This is a genomic window from Actinomyces bowdenii, assembly GCF_017592395.1.
Classification (GTDB): Bacteria; Actinomycetota; Actinomycetes; order Actinomycetales; family Actinomycetaceae; genus Actinomyces; species Actinomyces bowdenii.
The window spans coordinates 67,721-86,053 of the sequence record NZ_JAGFOU010000015.1 but is presented as its reverse complement, the minus strand read 5'-3'; the positions used below and the strand labels follow the sequence as shown (position 1 = coordinate 86,053).

Genomic DNA, 18,333 nt, shown 5'->3' with positions numbered 1-18,333 from the left:
GGATTCCGCAACCTCACCAACTACACCACCCGCAGCCTCATCCACGCCGGACGACTCAAGGACCACCTCGCAACCACCTAAAAGCGCCGATAAGCCCCACCTACCACACCCTCAAACACGAAGAGCCGGATTTCGAGGGCTCCCGGCTGAGCCAGGCGTAGTAGCCGGATCTGGAGACCTTCAAAGCGCGGCACATCATGGCGATGGGGTAATGGCATTCTTCGCGGTGGATGAATGCGTAGCGCGCCGCTACCGTGACTGTCTGGCGAAGAAGGCCGTCGCTTTTTTCAAGAAGTCGATCTCCATCCTGGCCTCGCGCAGCTCGGCTCGCAGCCTCCTGTTCTCCGCGGCCTGGTCTGCGCTGGAGCCGGACTCGGTGTGCTCGGGGTGGTCCACCCTCCACTTCCTGACTCAGTTCCCCACCGTTTGGGGAACCAGGTCGTAAGACCTCGCGACCTCCGCGATGGTCCGGTCCTTCTCGATCACCTCAAGAACCACTGTCTCCTTGAACTCGTCACTGACCCTGCGCGTCACCATAAGCAGATCCTACCTCACTTCCTAGATACGACTTCTTTTCCACCACTGTCCAAGAAACACCCAGCACCTCACTCCAGAGAGTCTCATCGCGCATACTCCTGGCACTAGGAGGCCGGCTACGGCGAGCGTAATAGGCACTCGGGGCGGTCTTGACTCCGGCGCCAGTCAGCACCTTGCAGATCGGCTCGACCCCGAGGTCCTGTCGGTTGTCGTCGATGAAGGAGTCGATGACCTCTACCGGCGGTCGAGCTCCGCCTGGGCGAAATAGGCACTCGCCTTGCGCAGGATCTCATTGGCCCGACGCAGCTCTCGGACTTCCTTCTCCAGCTCCTTGATCCGGGCCGCCTCATCGGTAGTGGTTCCCGGCCTCGCACCACCATCGACCTGGGCCTTCTTGACCCAGGTGCGCAGAGCCTCGGGGTGGACTCCCAGCTCCTCGGCGATCCTGCGCACAGCACCCTTGGCCCGTCCAGGGTCGGCCAGCGCCTCCAACGTCATCCTCGTGGCCCGCTCCCGCAGCTCATCGGGATACTTCTTACGTCCCATAACAGTGATCCTTCCGTGTCATCACCGCCTCCATCAAACCCGGGGCGATTCATTCGCCTCGCTGTCCACCATCGTGCGACTGTCACGGCTGGCGCCGGCGGAGTGCATGTGGGCACGCCAGACCGCGTGTGTCCACCGACACCTGGCAGTCGAGCCGGCCTGCGGCGTCGGCCATAGTGACCGGCCTAGCCTTGATGCGCTCCCACACCCCACCCTCCAGCGCATCCCGTTGATCAGAGCCCGCAACGCCTATCGGCGCGGCCCTCCCCTGACAGGAGCCTGGGACAGCCACGCCAGTCTGATCCACCTACCCGAAGCGGACATTAACACAGAAACAGGTCACCCCCGTCCCGCCGACGCACCAAAACCCCTCAAAGACCTTCAAACCCACTCAGTCACCCTCACCCATCAACTTTGCCAACCCCCTGGGTCAGGAGCAGGCCTACCGCGGTCGCCCTCAAAGCATCCAGGCCAGGAAGGCCATCTGGTCAGGGCCGATGAGTAGTCTTAGGCACGTCGAGCTCTCTCAGCTGGAGTGTGTACGCAGTTCCCATCATCGAAAGGCCTTGACTCCCACCTACCATGACGAGGCGCTCACTACCCCCCAAACAGCCCGAAAGGCGCCGCATATCATGTCCTCAAACACGAAAAGACCTCAAACGATCTTGTACGATGATCGCCATAGCCCCTCGAGGACACCCGGTTTACAGATATTGTGCAAGTCATCTCGTAGATCCTTCTTGAATTCCTCCAAAGGGAAGTCCTTGACGTCAAATTACGCCAGGATTACACTCTAATTGCCGAACTGGCGGGGAGGTGGGATGCGACTCCTTCTCCGGGCGGGGATTCCGTAGCCAGTTAAGGTTGTTTCTTGACGTATCGGTTTCTTCGAGGAGGTGAAATACATGAACAATGTCATCGACTTCGCGGCGATCGAGATCTCTGATCTCATCGAGGATGCCGTTGATGGTGGCGAACTGCCTTCCCAGGTGATGGCCGCTTCCACCACGACCAGCGGTTGTGCCTGCAGTTCCTGCAGCTCGACCTGCTCCTAGTGGCACATCAGATGGGGTCGTGCCTGAGATCGATCTGGGCACGACCCCATCTTTGTCTGAAGGTGTTGATGTTCATGAAGTGGGCGCTGGAGGTGCGGCTGCCGGATTCGGCTCCGCAGCAACGTGCTGCTCTCCTGGGGGTCTGGGAATCCGCAGATGCCGCACTGGGGGACCAGTCTGCCTGGTTCGTCAGCCGCCAATCGGGTGCCGACGTGGCTGGCCACGTGAGTTGGATCTGCTGCTTGGAGCCCCCGAGCGACTCGATCACGACCCAGGTGGTTCAGGAACTTGAAGCCAGAGGGCTCCAATCAGGCGCGGTGAGTCATCAACCACAGGGGATTCTTCAGAGCGCTGGCTTCACCGGATCCGCGTTTGGAACGCGTGTCGATCGGCTATTCAGCGACGCCCGACCGGTGCTCCTGAATCTTGTCCGCGACATAGTTGGCGCCAGTTACGAGGAACGCTACGCCATACACGCTGGGCTCTTGGTGGCCCACGCGTCGGCTGCAGCGGAGAGCAGCGAGCTTCTGGAGCGCTCTTTGCTCTCTCGGAAACGCGCCGTCGAGTTGCGGCTCTTCAGCTTGCAATCTCACCTTCAAGGTCTCCTGGCGGCAGTTGCTGATCAAGACCGGGTGCTTGCTTCGTTCAAGACGGTCTACGAACCAATCAGCGACGTTATCAGGGGCTTGGTCATGGACGCGTTGTCCGGGTTGGTCTCGCATCAGGGCTGGTTCGCGCTGGAAACGGCTCATCTCCCCATGGTTCGACGGGAGTTCGCCGTCGGCGATATCAGGGTTTCGACCGCTGGATTTGAGGGCCTCGACGCGCCTGGATCGGAGCCGGCCCTGCCTTCGCGGCGCTTTGCCTCCACCGACGAGTATCGCGACGCGCTGCGGTACTTCCTGCACCAGACCGCAGATTTCCAGGCCTTCCGGCTGCTGTCGAGCGCGGCCTATCAGGCGAGTTTTGATATCGGGCTCTCCATCCAAGAGCGGTACTTCCTGTGCTATGCGGTCTCGCGTGCCACCCAAGACGTCACGGGGATGACACTCGTGGAGGCATTGGACCGGGTACGAGAAATAGCGATCGCTAGTCGAGAGGCCGACTGCCTCGACCGCCTACCGGAGTCGCTGCCGCTCTGGCGTGAGTGTCGAGACTCATGCCATTAACATGATCAAACAGGGGAAATGAATCGATGAATGCAACAGATCTCGTGGGACATCCAGATCCTCACGCGATGCTGATCTACGCTGGGGACTTTGGTGCGGCCACGGCTAACGCCATGACCGATCTTCCTGCCGCACGTATTATCGAACTAACGTCCGACGCGACGCTCCCGCAATCCATCGCTTCGGCGAGCGTCGTCGTGCTGGTGGCTCCGCAGACCTATCATCAACAGCGGATGGAGTTGTGCCGATGGCTTCGTGAAGCGTCGAGACCGTTCGGCCACATCGAACTGTTCGCCTCGCATCTCAGAATCGGACCGACGGACACTCACGAGCGAGCGTGCTACGGATGCCTGACCACCAAGACCATGCGTCGAAGCGAGCCCGATGCCACCGCATGGGATGCCGGCGCGATCCCGGAGGGCTACGCCCAAGCGCACGTCGCCATGGCCGCTGGGTTTGCTCGGCAGATGTTTGCTGATCTCGGTACATTCGTTGGCCGGTGCGTTGATTACGACTTCCAGTTTGGAGTCTTCCGTCCCGTTGCTCTCCTGCGCGAAGACAACTGCCCGATCTGCGGACAGCAGTCCGTCTCGGACCACCCGGAGGAGAACTGATGACAGAGATGCTTGCCAGCGCATTCGGCTCGGTCAACCGCAACGACCTGCAGATCATTGTCCCAGTGCGGCCCCTGGTTCGACGCGGCATTCAGGTGAGGCCTGTCAGCGAGGGAGCCGTCGTGGACGGAGCGCTGGTCACCCGGAAGTTCCGCGGTGATTTCGCCAAGAACCAGCTTCCACTGATGATCGACCTGCTCGATGGCGCTCATTCCCACGAGGAGATCGCGGCCGAGCTCGGGCTCATGCAGGAGCAGGCCTACAGTGCGCTCGCCCTGCTGTGGACGTCTGGCGTGATTGAGGACGCCGAACATGACACGGGGTCGACGGCCCCCGACGCCCTCTCCAATTATCTCTCTCGCATGGCCGACGCCACGGCTAACGAGGCCCACTGGACCAGGTCGTTGGACCGGTTGCAGTCGGTGCGGATCGCGTTGCAGGGCGGGACGCTCGCGGACGACGTCGCCCGGCTCCTCGCGGCAGATGGCGTCGATGTCTGCCCGCCTGATCAACTGCGCGTCCAGTCTTCCGATCTCGTCGTCCACGTCTGCGCCGACCCTGAAGACCCTCAGTTACTTATGACTGCCAATGCGGCGTGGGCGAGTTCTACTCGCCTTCTTCCGGTGCTGCTGCAGGGTTCCGTCCTAAGTGTCGGACCGCTCATCGACCGGAACTTCAGTGCCTGCCTGCGCTGCGCCATCAACCATGATGCCGTCAACCCCGCTGCCAGCGGCGTTGAGGCTGGCGTCGCGGCGGGCGTGATTGCGCGTGAGGTGATGGCGATCGGCGCGGGAATCGGCAGTTCTGCCCTTCCTCTCGATCGTACACGGATCGATTTGGCCTCCTTTCAGACGCGTTTCCTGCCGGCCGTCACCCGCCCAGGATGCCGCTGGTGCTCGGTGGCCGATCAGGAGGTCGACGGATCCTGCTATCTCGCGGCACAGTACGAGGCCGCGGTCGCGGCTCCGCCGAGGGAATTTCTGGCCGTCAAGGGGCACCAGGCCCACTACCAGCAGAAGAACATCGATCTGCAGGCGCAGTTCAAGTCCTGGCCCGACGCGGAACGGATCCCGCTCCCGGAGGTCTCGCCCGGTGATCTCCAGGCCGAGGCATGCCGCGGGCCGGCGATCGGGGATGGTGCGATCGACGTCGATGCCCTCGCCTGCCTGCTTCAAGGAGCCGTGGGACTTCAGGAACCGCTGACCGGTCAAGGCAAGACCAAGCGCTGGACAGCTATGGGCGGCAACATCGGTGCCGTCACCGCCTATGCGAGCGTCCATGACGTCGCGAACCTCGATGACGGTTGGTACGTTTACGACAATTTGACCCACGCGCTGATCCGCATCGGTGACCTTGGCCCAGCAGGACGCGAGCAGCCCTCCGTCGCGCTGTACCTGATCGGCGATGTCGACAAGGTGGCGCGCAAGTACGGTGCGTTTGCCCTCCGCGTCGTCCTGCAGGACGCGGCTTGCGCACTGGTGACGGCCGGGCACGTGCTGTCCGCTCTCGGCCTGGGCTGGACGCCGCTCCTGAACTGGCCCGAAGAGGCCATTCGCAACGAGGTTGGACTGCCTGGTACACGAGAGATGGTCTGCTCGGCACTCGCACTCAGAAGGGAACGCGCATGAGGTCCGACTTCACCTACATGGATGAGCTGATCACGTCGCTCCGCAAGGCGACCGACCAGCCCATCACGACGACCGTCACTCCGTTGCGCGTAGCGGCACCGACCCTGCTCGCGCCGACCGGGAACGACGATCCGCTCGCCGAAGGGGTGTCGCTGGGACAGTGTCTGGGCCAGCGCCGCTCGTCACTGGTCTACGAGCAAGAGCCCCTTGATGTGCTGCCGTTACTCGACTTCTGCCGCGCCGCGATGCAGGCCGAGCGAGAGATATGGAAAGACGACGCCTCTGCTCCCACCGAATCCGTCTTCGTGCTGCTCAAGAGCCGGGACGTCGAACCGGGCCTGTATTCCGTCACCGCCGATTCGATCGGGAAAATCGGGGGCCTACCCGACGCCCCGCCCGACACGTATCTGGGCATCCAGCGTGAGTTTGCAACCGGCACTGGCGTCCTGAGCGTGTGCGGCGACCTCGTCCGGGCACAGCATGCCTGGGGCGATCACGGCTACCGGCTGCTGATGACGCGGGCCAGCGCACTGGTCTACGACTTCTACTTGCACTGTGTCGCCATCGGACTGGGCGGGACCGTATTCGCGGGCTTCAACACCGCCTCCGCACGAGGCATCTTCGACGCCGACTGCATCGCGCGGCACCATCTCTTCGCGACCACTTTCGCTCGCCCGGTCCCACCGTCATGGTGACTGCTGTCATGGAAGGCTTCGCTGACAAACTCGCCAGTTTGGCACCGGCCTCGCGGCTGGTGTCCGAGCTGGGGCTGGTGTCCGACGTTGTGGAGCTGACGGGAGAAGACACCCGTGGCACCCCGTACCACGTGTGTGTAGCGAACATGGGCTCGGTGTCGCAGGCGGTGACCGGCGATGGGGAATGGCAGCACCAGGACGACCGGGGCAATATCAACGGTGTCGGTGTCCATGAGGATGTCCGCGTCGCCCGGCTCCTGGCTGTCACTGAGGCGCTGGAGCGCTACGCGCTGTGCACGTGGAATTCAGAACGGCTCGTGGTCGCGCCCGAGAGCGGACTCCCGTCGGAAGACGTGCTATCGCCGTCGCGGTGGAGTACGTCGTCGCCGGAGGAGATGGCTCGTTCCGGTTCGGGGCTGCGGCCGTATGACCCCACCCTTCCGATCCGGTGGGTGCGCGGCTTCTCATTGACCAACGGGCGTGAACAACTGGTTCCTGCAGCGGCGGTCTACATGCATATGCAGCCCATCTCGGGCTCGGAGCGGTTCACGTTCGCGGCGACGACCGGGACCGCCGCGCACAGCGACCTGCGTCAGGCGGTGATCGGGGCGATCCTCGAGGTGTCGGAGCGGGAGTCGATTGCTCTCACGTGGCTTCACCAGTTTCCCCTGTCCGAGATCCATTCGGAATTTGCTCCTGCGATCACCCCGGGCGGCCGGGTCACCCGCTGCTTCGACGCGACGACCGACCTAGGCATCCCCACCGTCTATGCAGTCCAGCTGAGCGAGACCGACGAGTCGCTCGCTCAGATCGTCGCCGCGTCGAGCGCACTCACGTGGGAAAGCGCCCTGCACAAGGTTGAGCGTGAGTTGCTGTCACTCCGAATCGCACTCCGATCGGCTGGCCCGCTCCACGAGGAACCGCCACTCGGCCATGTCAGCGTGACCGGCGGGGCTCGGTGGCTGGGACGGCGCTCTATGCGCCGTGAGTTCGATTTCCTGCTGCGCTCCCAGGCGCCGACCCAGTCGCCGACGTCGATCCCGACCGGGTTGTCCGTCGATCCACTATCTCATCTACTGGCCATGCTGAAGAGCAAGGGTATGGATGCGGTCGCCGTGGACGTCACGCCCGACGAGGGCTGGGGAATCGGATTTCGAGTCGTCAAGGTCGTCGTACCTCAAGCGATCCCCGTGTCGTTCGTCCCGGGGGAGCGGTCGACGGTCTGCCCCCGGCTCTATGAGGTGCCCGCACGGATGGGGTTTGCAGCGCGCCAGCCGAGCGAACTCAATCCGTTGCCGCAGCCGTTCGCGTGAGGAAAGGAAGCCAGTTTATGACCGATTCCAGGTTGTTCGTGGTATCTGACCAGAGTCCGTTCGCCGACGCCTTGCTGGCCCGGATCGCTCGTCGCTCCGGCCTGCCCGTGAAGTCAGACCGAGAAGATGTGTCTGGTGTCGATGCTATCGTGCTGGCGGGCACCGGCGTCGACCTCGGACGCTGGCGCGAATGGGAGGATGTGTCCCTCGCTCACGGAAAGCCGCTCCTGGCCGTCCATCTGGGCCGCGACGGCATTCTGTGCGGTCCGACGGTCGGGGCGGGGAGCCGGGTGTGCGTCGAGTGCACGGTCCGTCGTGAGCGGCAACATAGTCTAGACCCGAGTTTCGCCGCCCCCGTGGGCGTCGGATCGTCGGCTGGATTCACCGTCGCCGATCTCGCGGTCGCGTCGGCGTTGCTGCTGCGCACGTTGGCGGGGCTCGCGGGTGATGGACCTGACGCCATGGTCCTGCGCAAGCGGCGCGACGAGGTGACTCCGTGCGCGGTGCAGGTGGTCCCAGTCGATGGCTGTGAACGCTGCGAGACCACGCATCGAGACGCGCGTGAGGGCGCGCTCGAAGACCTTCGTGACCTGTGTGGGAGCCGATGATGGGCCAGGACATGAACGTGTTGAGGTCGCGCCAGCGCGATCCTGAGGTGCAGATGCCACAGGTCCGCAGCGGCGTCACTTGGGAGCTGGCGCACGGTCGCATGCAGGTGCGCACCTCGAGCGGCCAGCACACACTTGGCACGGAGGCGATGGCTCCTGTCGTCAGGGCGCTGCTCGAAGCGGCCGACGGCAGCACTACCGCGACGCAGGTGGCCGAAGCGACGGGCCTGCGTTCGACGGTCGTCGCTCAGTTCTACGACCGCCTGTGGGCCGTTGGCGCCGTCGAGCTGCTGCCCGGCCCGTGCCCCGTGGATCAGCCGAGTGATGAGCCGCTGTGGGCGTCGTTGTCCTGGAGCGGGGGAGTGGTTCAATCCGTCGGCAGCACGCAGGAGGCCCTGCAGCGCCTGGGCTCGCGCGGAGTGAACGTGCACGGTGACGGACCAATCGCCGTCGAGCTGCGGACAGCGTTGGCCGATGCGGGCGTCGTCGCCGACGACACCGATCCGGAGGCGTTGGCCTTGGTTCTGTGGAGCGATGATACCGTCTCACTCGCACTGGAACTGTGGTGGGACGGCCGATCGGTCGCGCTGCTCGCGATCGGCGATCGGGGTGTCGCCTTGAGCCCGCTTTTGTACATGGGCGAAAGCCCGTGCCCCGTGTGCGCAGCCGCGACTGCGGCCGACATGGGCGGGCCGAGTGTCACGCTGTGGTTGCAGGAACTCGCGCTCGGGATCATCGTGCGGCAGACGATCGCCCTGCTCAGCGCGAGCGATACCACGGTGTGGCCGCAGCAGGGCGTGCAGGTCGCGGCGGACTCGCTCGCAACGCGCAACACGAGCACGTGGTCACAGCCGGGCTGCCCCCACTGCTCCGCGGCGTCCGAGCCGTTGGAACAGATCCCGTTCTCGGTGCGCTACGAGGCGAGCGTCGCCGTCGCCCCCGCGCGCTTCTTGCCGAGCGCCAGGATCGATGACCACTACCGACCCGAGTTCCTGCGCCTTCAGTCGCAGATGCCCCGCTGGAACCACTGCGACTCCTTCCCGCTTCCCGACGTTGTGCCGGGGCCAGACCTGGGTCCCGGGGTGGCTGAGCAGCCCGACGCACTGCTGGCTGCGGTGCTGCGTGCCACCGTCGGTCTCCACGATGCCGTCAACGAATACGGCCTGCCCAAACGGTGGGCTCCATCGGCGGCCAACATTGGTTCGCCTCGCGGCTACGTGATCGCGGGAGCGGCTGGAGTACGACCGTCGGGCGTCTACGCCTACGTGCCGGAAAAGCACCGGCTGGCCAAACTCTCCGACGTCGAGCACGATGGCCCCGACCTGCTGGTCCTGACGTCCTACAGCGGGGTGCTGGAGCCGAAGTACGGCGATCGTGCGCTGAAATTGTCTTTCCTCGATGTTGGCTGCGCGCGGGCGGCGGCGACCACCGTCGGTTCGGCGCTCGGGGTCCGCCTCTCCGACGCATCAGTGACGCCACCGCTTCACCAGATGCTGCGGGAGAAACTCGCCCTGGACGGCTCCGGTGAGCGGATCGCGGCCGTCCTCGCAGTTGACGCCGCCTCAGGACGCAACCGGCCAGATCCGACGTCGCAGCGGCTAGTCGACCAGTTGCCCGGACGACACTCCGTCGGCTCCTTTGCGCCCGAGCGAGTGCCGCAGGATCTCGTTGAGCCCCTGCTCGTGGAGAGCTTCGCTGACGTCGCGAGCGTGGGTCCGGGCTCGCCACTGCTGCGGGCTGTGGTGCTTCACTTCGATCCATCGGGGGAGCGGGTCGTCGCGGCGCGTTGGCTGCCCGACGGTGAACCGTGCCCGCTGCGGAAGCCGACCGACCCGCGCCTGCTGACGGTCCAGCCGGCCGCGGCGACGGGGAGCGGCATAATCGTCCTGGTCGCCGACCTGCCTGCGATCTTCCGGCAACATGGCGAAAGCGGCTACTTCGCGACGCTCCAGGTTGCTGGCGGGCTTCTCTATCGCTTCGAGCTGCGGTGCGCCGCCGCAAGGATCGGGACGGGCATCCTCGGTGGCGTGATCGCGCCCGCGCTGCGCTGGTCCCTCGGCCTGGACGGTGTTTCGTCGGCGCCGCTGGTCGCGTGTGTCTTCGGAAAGGAACCGATGTGACGGATGGGTTCGCGGGAGCGGATCAGCGCCTGATCCGCTCGCTACATGTTCAGATCATCGACGTCGCTGGCGGCATCCGGGTCCGAGGCGCGTACGGTGCCTTCGATCTCAAGGGACGGGCCGGGCTGCGCGGCCTCATCCAATTGCTGGTCGACTCCGCCGATGGTCAGCGCACCGGGCGCGAGCTGGCGGGGCTGGTCCAAGGGGCGCCCGAGGCCATCATCACCAGTATCGTCTCGCGACTCGTCGGCGCTGGCTGCCTGCTCCCGGCAGGAGAAGCTGCCCCGCAGCAGCAACTACCCGCAGCCGTCCTTTCGGTGCTGGCTGAGACCGCCGACAAGTCGGGCACGACCGACTGGCTGGCGCGCCTGGCGGCGACGCGTTTCGTGGTCCTCGGCGAGCGCCCCATATGCCAGGCATTGGCCGATGCCCTCTTCACCGAACTGGGAGGGGTCTCGACTATCATCGAGCTTTCCGCCTCCCAAGACGTATTGGAGCTCGGTCTCCGCCCGATGGACGTCGTGTTGCTCGACGCCGACGCCGGTTGGCCAACGGTGGACGACCACCGGCGCGTGGTCGCCGTGAGCGCCCGAGACCGCCGGCTCTGGGCCGCCCACGTGCCAGACTCTGAAACGGCCGCGCTGCTGCGCTGGTGGCAGGAGCGAGACGAAGCCACCACGGACACGAGCCCTCGCCGGCAACGCTCCCTGCGACTGTTTGCGAGGGCCGTCGCGGCATGGATCGTGAAGTCGGCCGCGGTGACCGCACCCGAGGACGGCTGGTCGCCAGCCGCTTTGTGGCAGAGCGACACCGAACTCGTGACTAACCGGGTGCCGTGCCTGCCTCGGTTGGCTGGCTTCGAGAGCCACCCCCTGGACCCGGCCGACGTCGCAGGTGCCGAGGAGCGCGTGCGGTCCATGGTCGCCGACCAGTCCGACGGCGCGGCATTGCTCGAGGCAAACAACACGATCCTGTCGATCTTTGAGGACCTTATCGGCGGCTGGGGCGGACTCTTCTTGGAAGCAGGCGGCTTGGATCTCCCGCAGTTTCCGCTAGGCCAGGCGGTGGCCCGGATAAATCTCCTTCCGGCGCTCGATTCAGAGTTCGTTGAGGTGCGTCGCGCTGCCATCTCTACTCGCGAGGCGTACTACCAGGCGGCCCTCGCTGGTGTCGAGGTAGCAGTCTCGGCGGCAACCGGTCTGAGTGACGTGTCGGCCGGATGGTCACTGCCCGAGGCATGCTATCGCGCCGTGCAGCGTGCCGCCCTCGACACCCCAGAACGATTTCTCGCGCCCGTACCGGCCAACGATTTGACGGAGGCCACCAGTTGCTCGCGTGCCGCACGCTTCCTGTGGCAGGAGCTCACCGCGAGTGGTCGTCCCGGTGAAAGGACTCACCTGAGCCTGGCCGTTGCCCCGTCCGGCATGCATATGGCCACTTGGACATCGCCCGACGGCACCCGCGTCCGACGTGCTGGCGCCACCGCCGTCGAAGCCGAGGCGCTGGTGGCTGGAGACCTTGTCGTCGCAGCGTCCCCCAGTTTTGCCGTCTTGCCCGACGCGGCCACCTGGGGCGATGTGCTGGCGTCGCTCTTACTGCCGCCGGGCCTGGTGCAACTCCAGCTCTCGGGTCAAGGCCCTCTCAGTCGCCTCTACTTCGTTGCACGCCAGCAGGAGGAACGATGACGACCACGACGATCGAGCCGCTGCGCGCTGCGGTGGGCAGCTGCGGGTTGGTGGTGGGCGATCCCGCGCGGATCGCCGAGATCTCACCGACGTGGCCGGACGGTGACACCCTCGCTGTGATCCGCGCCGGACAGAAGCTCTACGTATTGCGAATCACACCCCAGGGCGGTCCTTGCGTTGCCTGTCTGAGTGGATTTCTTCTGTCCCAGGAGGCACCTAACTACGTGGGACCGGCGACGACGGCGGCCGATGAGGCTACCGCTATGATCGAGGCGGCGGTGAGCCCAGGCGGCTGGGCTGTGCTGCTGGAGGCGATTGCGCTCCTCGCGGAGCCTGACGCCGAGAACCTTGCCGTCGTCGACGTAACCGACGCCACACTCGTCCAGCGTTCCTTGCCGGTTCGGACGCGCTGCCAGGCCTGCGGCCCCCACGGTGCGCCGACAGACGACGTGGAGATCGCGTGCGACGAGACGCTGGCTCCCGGCTCCTCACATCTCACGGGGGTATTGCCGCAGGGCCTGCAGCGTGCGTTCGTAGGTGCTCACACAGTGTTCAAGCACCCCCTGCTCGAACTGGACGGTCCCGTCACGGCTGCCCAAGTGGGAGTGCCGCTGTTCGACGGGAGCCTGGAACCCGGCGTCGGGCGCACCGAATCTGTCGCTTCTGCCAACGACGTCGCCGTTTTGGAGGCACTGGAACGTTACGCGGGGCTCTACCACAGTCATCCGCAGAGCCAGGTCACGGCGACCCTGGCCTCCCTCGGCGCCGCCGCGATCGACCCTGCAACCCTGGGCTACCTGCGTCCGGAAGTATACGAGCGTCGTGGCGATCGCTTCCAGATGCTTCAGCCGGACGAGGCGATCCAGTGGGTGCCGGTCCGCTCGCTCATCGACGGCAGCCGTCGGTTCCTGCCGGAACGGGCGCTCTATTGGGCTTGGCGGGCCTCTCGCGACCGCGCGCTGTTCGCCGATACCTCGAGCGGTTTCGCATTGGGAGCCTCGATCGGCGACGCCGTGCTGAACGGTCTCCTGGAGGTGGTCGAGCGGGACTCGTTCCTGCTCGCTTGGTACCGCCGGCTCGCGCTGCCTCGGATCGATCTGGGCCACGGCGCGCCCCGGTCGTTGCAACAGCTCATCGCCCGAGCTGAGCTCTTCCTGCGCGCCGTATTCGAGGTCTACTGGTGCACGTTGGACACGGGAGTACCGACGGTGATCGCCCTCGCCCGCTCGATTGATGAGGACGGTCCTCAACAGGTGCTGTCGGCCGGGAGCGGGCTGACGCTGGCATCGGCTGTGTCGTCGAGCGTGCGCGAGGCTGCCGCGATCTTCTCCGCGGTCAAGGTCACCTATCCGCAGGAAGCCGAGCGTGTCGATCGCATGGTCGATGATCTCTCGCTCGTCGACACCATGATGGACCACTGCATGCTCGGCAGCCGACGCTCGTCGGCCTCCTGGTTCGCCTTCCTCACCGATGGAAGCGGCGGCGCGGTCCCCTACGATCAGGTCGCTGAACGCGATATCTGGAAACCCAGTCTCGTCGACGCCGTTGCAGGGATCACCGAACAGTTGGCGAGCGCTGGTCTCGAGGCCTTCGCTGCGAACGTGACCACCGGCGAACTCGCCTGGAAAGGACTCGCCGCTGCCCGCGTCATCGTGCCGGGCATGCTTCCCATCACGTTCGGCTACGAGCTGGGGCGTGTCCACAGCTTGCCGCGGCTCACCGAAGCGACGCTCCCGTTCCCGGCCCAGGTTGCGCCGAGCGAGTTCACCTCCGCTCCGCCGCACCCGTTCCCATGACCAGCCTCGTCATCCCTGCACCACACACCACAGCAAGGAAGATTCACCATGCATCTGAGCATCAGTCCCTACGTTACCGGTCGCATCTGCCGGTTGGGCGTCGATCGGCTCAGGACACTGTCGGCTGACTCGTTCTGGGCAGACGTTCATCGTGCCCAGGCCGCCGGTGCGCACGCGGCCCAGGTGGCGGAGGCGACCGTCGATGCTCTCCTTCCGCTGATCCAGGCAACGGGAGAACAGCGGGGGTGGCTCGTCGCGCTGCGCCGAGACATCCACAACGGCCGGCTGACGCGGGTGCGTCATGCGCTGAAGCGAGACGACGTCCCCGACGAGGTCCGCGCCAGCATCGCGCCCTGGCTCGACGCGGCGGAGCAGGCTGCGGTTCTCGAGGAAAGCCTTCCCAGTCGCTACGACGACTGGGTTGCGCAGTGGCGTCGCGCAGCGGCCGACCTCTTCTATCACGACTCGATCGCCGGTGCTGTCCAGTTGTCGGGCGAGGATCTCTACGCCTCTATCGAGCGCTATGTGAAGGTCGACTGTGGCGCCGCCTGGAAACCCGCGAAGGCCCGCTCGGTAGAGGCGTCGATGACGAACTTCTTCTACCGGGCAGCGCTCAAGCCCAGCCCGTTTGGTCGCTTCGTTACCGTCTCCGCCTTTCCTGCCGATTCTGTCCGAAGCGACGCGGCTGGCGACCGCGACGAGCAAAGCGTCGTGCGGGCCAATCGCGTGCTGGTGAACTGGCTGTTCGGCCTTAGCACGTTCGCCGATCTCGAGTCGGAGATCGCCCACGTCAGCCTCAACTCGACACTAGAAGTGACCGACGAACTGTTACGTTATGTCGCCAACAGCCGCGAGCTGGGCGCCAGGGGCTACTGTGGGTATGCCGTCGTTCGGCTTAAGAACGACGGAGTGTTGCGTGACCTGGTCGATCTTCTCCGGACAGGACCGGCCTCGGCGGCGGAGTGCGTCGCTCTCCTTGCGACTAAGATCGAGGACCGCAAGAAAGCGACGACCGTCCTTAACGCGTTGGTGGCATCCGGACTGCTATTCATGCGGGCGGCGACGCCCGAGCAGGACCCCTGCTACTTGAAGGCGCTGGTCGCAGGCGTGGCGAAGGACCCGAGCGACCGGGCTGCCCTCGTCGCCGCCCCGCTCACGAGCTTGGTCGAGATGGAAGCGCACTACGCCGAGTCCTCGCTGGAGCGTCGTGCCGAGATGCTGGCCCAGATCCGTGATCAGGTGGGTAGGCTGACCGAGCGGCTTGCGATTGACGGGCCGCCGGCCGAGAGCCTCAAGGCCCCGGTCTACGAGGACGTGGTGGCATCGACGACGCCCTCTTCGTGGGACCGTGTCGTCGTCGAATCCCATCTGCCGACTTTGGATGCGCTCGGTGACCTGGCGGCCATCATGGACTACGGCCAGTTGAAACGAATCGGTCTCTACGCGTTTTCGCGCTCGATCGGGGGCACAATGAGCCTCACCGACCTGTTCGAGAAGTTCGTTGCGCTGCCCACTGCCGAGCAAGACGATGTGCTGGCTGGCCGCTCCTGCGAGGAAGCCGAAGTGTTCCTAGCGGAGCGACGCTCCTTCAAGTCGGCGCTTGTCGACGCTATGCAGGTCGACGACGACGGATGGACCTTCAGTGCGGCCGACCTGAAGGAAGCGGTGGGCTTGGTCCCGCACGCGGCCCGGCCGGAATCCATCACGTTCCGCCTCCAGATGACCCTCGACGCCTCTTCCCCCTCCGGAACGGGACTGATAGTGAACGGGGTCAACACCGGGTTTGGGGCCTTCTTCAGCCGCTTCTGCGGTGACCTGGGCGCCGCCGAAGACAACAGTTGGAGCCTCGAGACAGCGGTGCGTAATCACCTTGCTGCACAGTTCCCGCATCAGACCGACGTCAACGCTGTGTTCGGCCTGAACTTCAACATTCATCCCCAGCTCGCCGGAGCGGTCATCGACTACCCGGGCGGCGTGGTTCCTGCGACCGCCAACCGTCTGCTGCTCAAGGACCTCGTCGCAGTTCCCGACGATGAACACCAGACGGTCTGCGTCGTTCACCGGGAGACCGGAGCGCCAGTCGATCTCATGCCGATGAACTTCCTCATCCCGCTATGGTCACCGCCACTGTATAAGATGATCGAGGCCCTCAGCCCCACGATCCTCTACCCGTGGCGCGTGGCTGCGGATCTGGTGGGCGGGCCGCCCGGCACTGTCTCGGTCGAGACCCGGCGGCTGACTGTCGACGGCGTGGTCATCGACCGCAGGTCCTGGACCCTGCCAGCCTCCGAGTGTCCCCACCTGGAGGAGCTCACTAAGGGCAGCCTGGCGGCGATCCTCGCTTTCGATGAGTGGCGTCAGGCCAAAGGCTGGCCGTCGCACGCCTTCGTGCTGTGCCAGACGGTTGCCGAATATGACCTGCTCGGCGGTCGCAACCCGCTACTGGCCAGGTCACTCGATCGGGTCACCCATATGCGCAAGGCCGCTGCGCATAAGCCGATGTTTGTGGACTTCCGCAACCCGATGCTGTTGCGCAGCCTTGCGCGGACGGCGATGTCCCGGCCAGACACGGTTCTGTTTGTCCGTGAATGTCTCCCCGACATTGCCGACTACGACAGCCCGCTGCTGGGAGCCACTGCCGAGGAGTTCTTTGTGGAGGTGAACTCGCGTGACTGATCCGAAGCGGTCCTGGCATTGCTGGCACGCCTACCTGCCTCACTCGCGGGCCAATGACTTTTTGACGGCGCTCCGGGCACAGCAGCGATCCCGGATCGAGGCCCACGACTTCTTTTTCCTGCGCTATTGGCAGGGCGGACCTCACGTCCGAGTCCGCTTCAGGTTAGAGGCCGTTGAGGCGGCCGAGGTTTTGTCGCAACTGGCCGACCTTATACCCGCTCTCTCGCAGCAGGATAAGAGCGAGTACGCCCACCAGGTTGAGGCTCAGGAGCAATTGGCTCGGTTGGAGAAGGAGGCCGTCGCCGCGTCACGCCCACCGGGCACGGTGGAACCCCACCCCTACGCTCCCGAATATGCCAAATATGGTGGGGCTGGCGGCGTCGCTATCGCCGAAGACCTGTTCTGCAGCGGGACTTGCGCGGTGTTGGATCTACTCGCTGCGGCGGAGGGCGGGCCCTTCGATCCGCTCGGCGCAGGATTGGGGCTCACGGCGGAAGGGCTGGCTGGCACGGGGCTGGACGGCGGTGAGTTGGTTCCCTTCTTGCGGCGCTACGCTGATTTTTGGATGGGATACGCGCCATGGTTCGATGAAGCGCGGTTGAAGCCGGTCTGGAAATCAATCGGAGAATCCGTGATGACGCTCCTGGCGCGTTCGGCGGAACTATCGCCCGGTGTGGGGGAGGCATTCGCCATCGCGACGAGGGCTTTTGGTCAGGCGGCTGGAACTGACCAGACGCGGCTCGATACCGTGCTCGATGGGGCCGCGTTCGGTTCTGTCCTGTCTAACTACATCCACACCAACAACAACCGTCTGGGGTTGCGGCCGGATCAAGAGATCGTGGTCGCGCTCCTGCTGGCCCGAGCACTCGAGGCCCAGCCGGAACCCCCTGCGGGCACACGATCCTGACCTGAAAGAGAGAAGATGATCAACTCCCTGAAATGGGGTGGCGTGCGGCCCCAGCGCTCGTTTTCACCCACGGGGGACTCGATTCGGCCAAGGAATCCGCAGTACTCGAGCCGAACGTAGCAAGGCGTTTCGTGGGTGGCGGCTTCCGAGCAGATCCGCACCCTCGGCCTGAGCGCTACCGCTCGAGTCCGCGGAGGAACATGACGATGCCAGCTGCGACGGACACGTTGAGTGATTCAGCGCCAGGCATCATGGGGATCGACGCGGTCAGGCTGATCGCTTGCGCCATCTCGTGTGAGAGGCCGCGCAACTCGCTGCCGAAGACGAGGCCCATGGGCTCGTCGCGGCCCATCAGCTCATCGATTCGTACCTGACCGCCGGCAGTCATTCCGATCAGGCGGCAGTGGTTCTGCTCTGCCCAGGAAATCAGTTCGCTCTCGGTAGCCAGCACCACCGGAAGCGAGAAGACGTAGCCGCGACTAGCGCGCACCAGGCGGCGGTCCATCACGGACTCCAGTTCAGAGCCGCACAGCACGACGCCTGACGCGCCGAGCGCGAACGCTGACCGCACGATCGCACCGATGTTGCCGACGATACGGACCCCGTCGAGCACGACGACGTCACCGTCGCGAAGATTGATATCACCCAGCTGGTGGCGCTGCGGCGTGTGCGCGACGGCCATTACGTCTGGGCGGCGGCGCGCCTTGAAGATTTGCGAGACCAGGGAGGAGGCGATGGCTCGGAAGGGGATCCTCCTGTCCTTGCACAGTTCGACGAGCGCAGTGGGTACATGGGCTTCGTCGGCGTAGACCTCCACGAGTCTTGCGCCGCCGAGGATGGCCTCGCGAATGGGGATTTCGTCTTCGAGGAACATGACCGCGCCGGGCTTGAACTGCGGCTTTGAGATGTCTGCTATCCTCTGGATAGCCGGGTCGGAGCGCTCGCTGATCAAAGTCGGGCTGTCGTTCATACGATTGATCCTAT

At 64.9% G+C, this 18,333-nt stretch carries 15 protein-coding genes, 1 pseudogene and 1 other annotated feature; of the genes and pseudogenes, 12 read left to right on the top strand and 4 right to left on the bottom strand.

Annotation, left to right across the window (positions count from 1 at the left end):
• Positions 1 to 249: 249 nt before the first annotated feature.
• From J5X07_RS08080 to J5X07_RS08070, 3 genes and pseudogenes are all read right to left on the bottom strand, one after another.
• A complete protein-coding gene (locus J5X07_RS08080) occupies positions 250 to 396 on the bottom strand; it encodes a transposase (protein ID WP_185732134.1) in 147 nt (48 codons plus the stop codon).
• Positions 397 to 411: 15 nt separating this feature from the next.
• Positions 412 to 537 carry a transposase gene (locus J5X07_RS13485; RefSeq protein ID WP_208479347.1) on the bottom strand — a complete coding sequence of 42 codons (126 nt, stop codon included), beginning with the start codon at positions 535 to 537 and terminating at the stop codon, positions 412 to 414.
• A gap of 139 nt (positions 538 to 676) precedes the next feature.
• Positions 677 to 808, bottom strand: a sequence feature (AL1L pseudoknot).
• Positions 706 to 1,035 (bottom strand): annotated as a pseudogene (locus tag J5X07_RS08070) (transposase); the annotation flags it as partial. (Overlaps the previous feature by 103 nt.)
• Positions 1,036 to 1,988: 953 nt before the next feature.
• Here J5X07_RS08070 and J5X07_RS08065 point away from each other — a divergent pair.
• From J5X07_RS08065 to J5X07_RS08010, 12 genes are all read left to right on the top strand, one after another.
• A complete protein-coding gene (locus J5X07_RS08065) occupies positions 1,989 to 2,138 on the top strand; it encodes a thiocillin/thiostrepton family thiazolyl peptide (protein WP_124934043.1) in 150 nt (49 codons plus the stop codon).
• A gap of 68 nt (positions 2,139 to 2,206) precedes the next feature.
• Complete coding sequence (locus tag J5X07_RS08060) at positions 2,207 to 3,307, top strand: hypothetical protein (protein ID WP_124934044.1); 1,101 nt, start codon at positions 2,207 to 2,209, stop codon at positions 3,305 to 3,307.
• 68 nt (positions 3,308 to 3,375) lie between these two features.
• Positions 3,376 to 3,921 carry a hypothetical protein gene (locus J5X07_RS08055; protein WP_124934045.1) on the top strand — a complete coding sequence of 182 codons (546 nt, stop codon included), beginning with the start codon at positions 3,376 to 3,378 and terminating at the stop codon, positions 3,919 to 3,921.
• Positions 3,921 to 5,549: a nitroreductase family protein gene (locus J5X07_RS08050; RefSeq protein ID WP_124934046.1), complete on the top strand. Its 1,629-nt coding sequence runs from the start codon at positions 3,921 to 3,923 to the stop codon at positions 5,547 to 5,549. The genes J5X07_RS08055 and J5X07_RS08050 overlap by 1 nt, the downstream gene beginning before the upstream one ends.
• Positions 5,546 to 6,244, top strand: coding sequence for a nitroreductase family protein (locus J5X07_RS08045; RefSeq protein ID WP_124934047.1), 699 nt, complete (start codon positions 5,546 to 5,548; stop codon positions 6,242 to 6,244). Before J5X07_RS08050 ends, J5X07_RS08045 begins: the two co-directional genes overlap by 4 nt.
• 8 nt (positions 6,245 to 6,252) lie before the next feature.
• Complete coding sequence (locus J5X07_RS08040) at positions 6,253 to 7,557, top strand: YcaO-like family protein (protein WP_185732048.1); 1,305 nt, start codon at positions 6,253 to 6,255, stop codon at positions 7,555 to 7,557.
• 17 nt (positions 7,558 to 7,574) lie between these two features.
• Positions 7,575 to 8,165 carry a hypothetical protein gene (locus tag J5X07_RS08035; protein WP_124934049.1) on the top strand — a complete coding sequence of 197 codons (591 nt, stop codon included), beginning with the start codon at positions 7,575 to 7,577 and terminating at the stop codon, positions 8,163 to 8,165.
• Positions 8,165 to 10,285, top strand: a complete 2,121-nt coding sequence (locus tag J5X07_RS08030; protein ID WP_208479345.1) for a nitroreductase family protein — start codon at positions 8,165 to 8,167, stop codon at positions 10,283 to 10,285. Before J5X07_RS08035 ends, J5X07_RS08030 begins: the two co-directional genes overlap by 1 nt.
• Positions 10,282 to 11,970 carry a hypothetical protein gene (locus tag J5X07_RS08025; protein WP_124934051.1) on the top strand — a complete coding sequence of 563 codons (1,689 nt, stop codon included), beginning with the start codon at positions 10,282 to 10,284 and terminating at the stop codon, positions 11,968 to 11,970. Before J5X07_RS08030 ends, J5X07_RS08025 begins: the two co-directional genes overlap by 4 nt.
• The gene (locus J5X07_RS08020) at positions 11,967 to 13,766 is read left to right on the top strand and encodes a YcaO-like family protein (RefSeq protein ID WP_124934052.1); all 1,800 of its coding nucleotides are present in this window, start codon (positions 11,967 to 11,969) and stop codon (positions 13,764 to 13,766) included. Before J5X07_RS08025 ends, J5X07_RS08020 begins: the two co-directional genes overlap by 4 nt.
• Before the next feature lie 48 nt (positions 13,767 to 13,814).
• Positions 13,815 to 16,442, top strand: coding sequence for a lantibiotic dehydratase (locus tag J5X07_RS08015; RefSeq protein WP_124934053.1), 2,628 nt, complete (start codon positions 13,815 to 13,817; stop codon positions 16,440 to 16,442).
• Positions 16,435 to 17,349: a lantibiotic dehydratase C-terminal domain-containing protein gene (locus J5X07_RS08010; RefSeq protein WP_124934054.1), complete on the top strand. Its 915-nt coding sequence runs from the start codon at positions 16,435 to 16,437 to the stop codon at positions 17,347 to 17,349. Before J5X07_RS08015 ends, J5X07_RS08010 begins: the two co-directional genes overlap by 8 nt.
• 175 nt (positions 17,350 to 17,524) lie before the next feature.
• On the opposite strand, the gene J5X07_RS08005 is transcribed toward J5X07_RS08010, so the two are convergent.
• On the bottom strand, positions 17,525 to 18,319 hold the full coding sequence (locus J5X07_RS08005; RefSeq protein WP_124934055.1) for a TrmH family RNA methyltransferase: 795 nt from the start codon (positions 18,317 to 18,319) through the stop codon (positions 17,525 to 17,527).
• Positions 18,320 to 18,333: the final 14 nt, after the last annotated feature.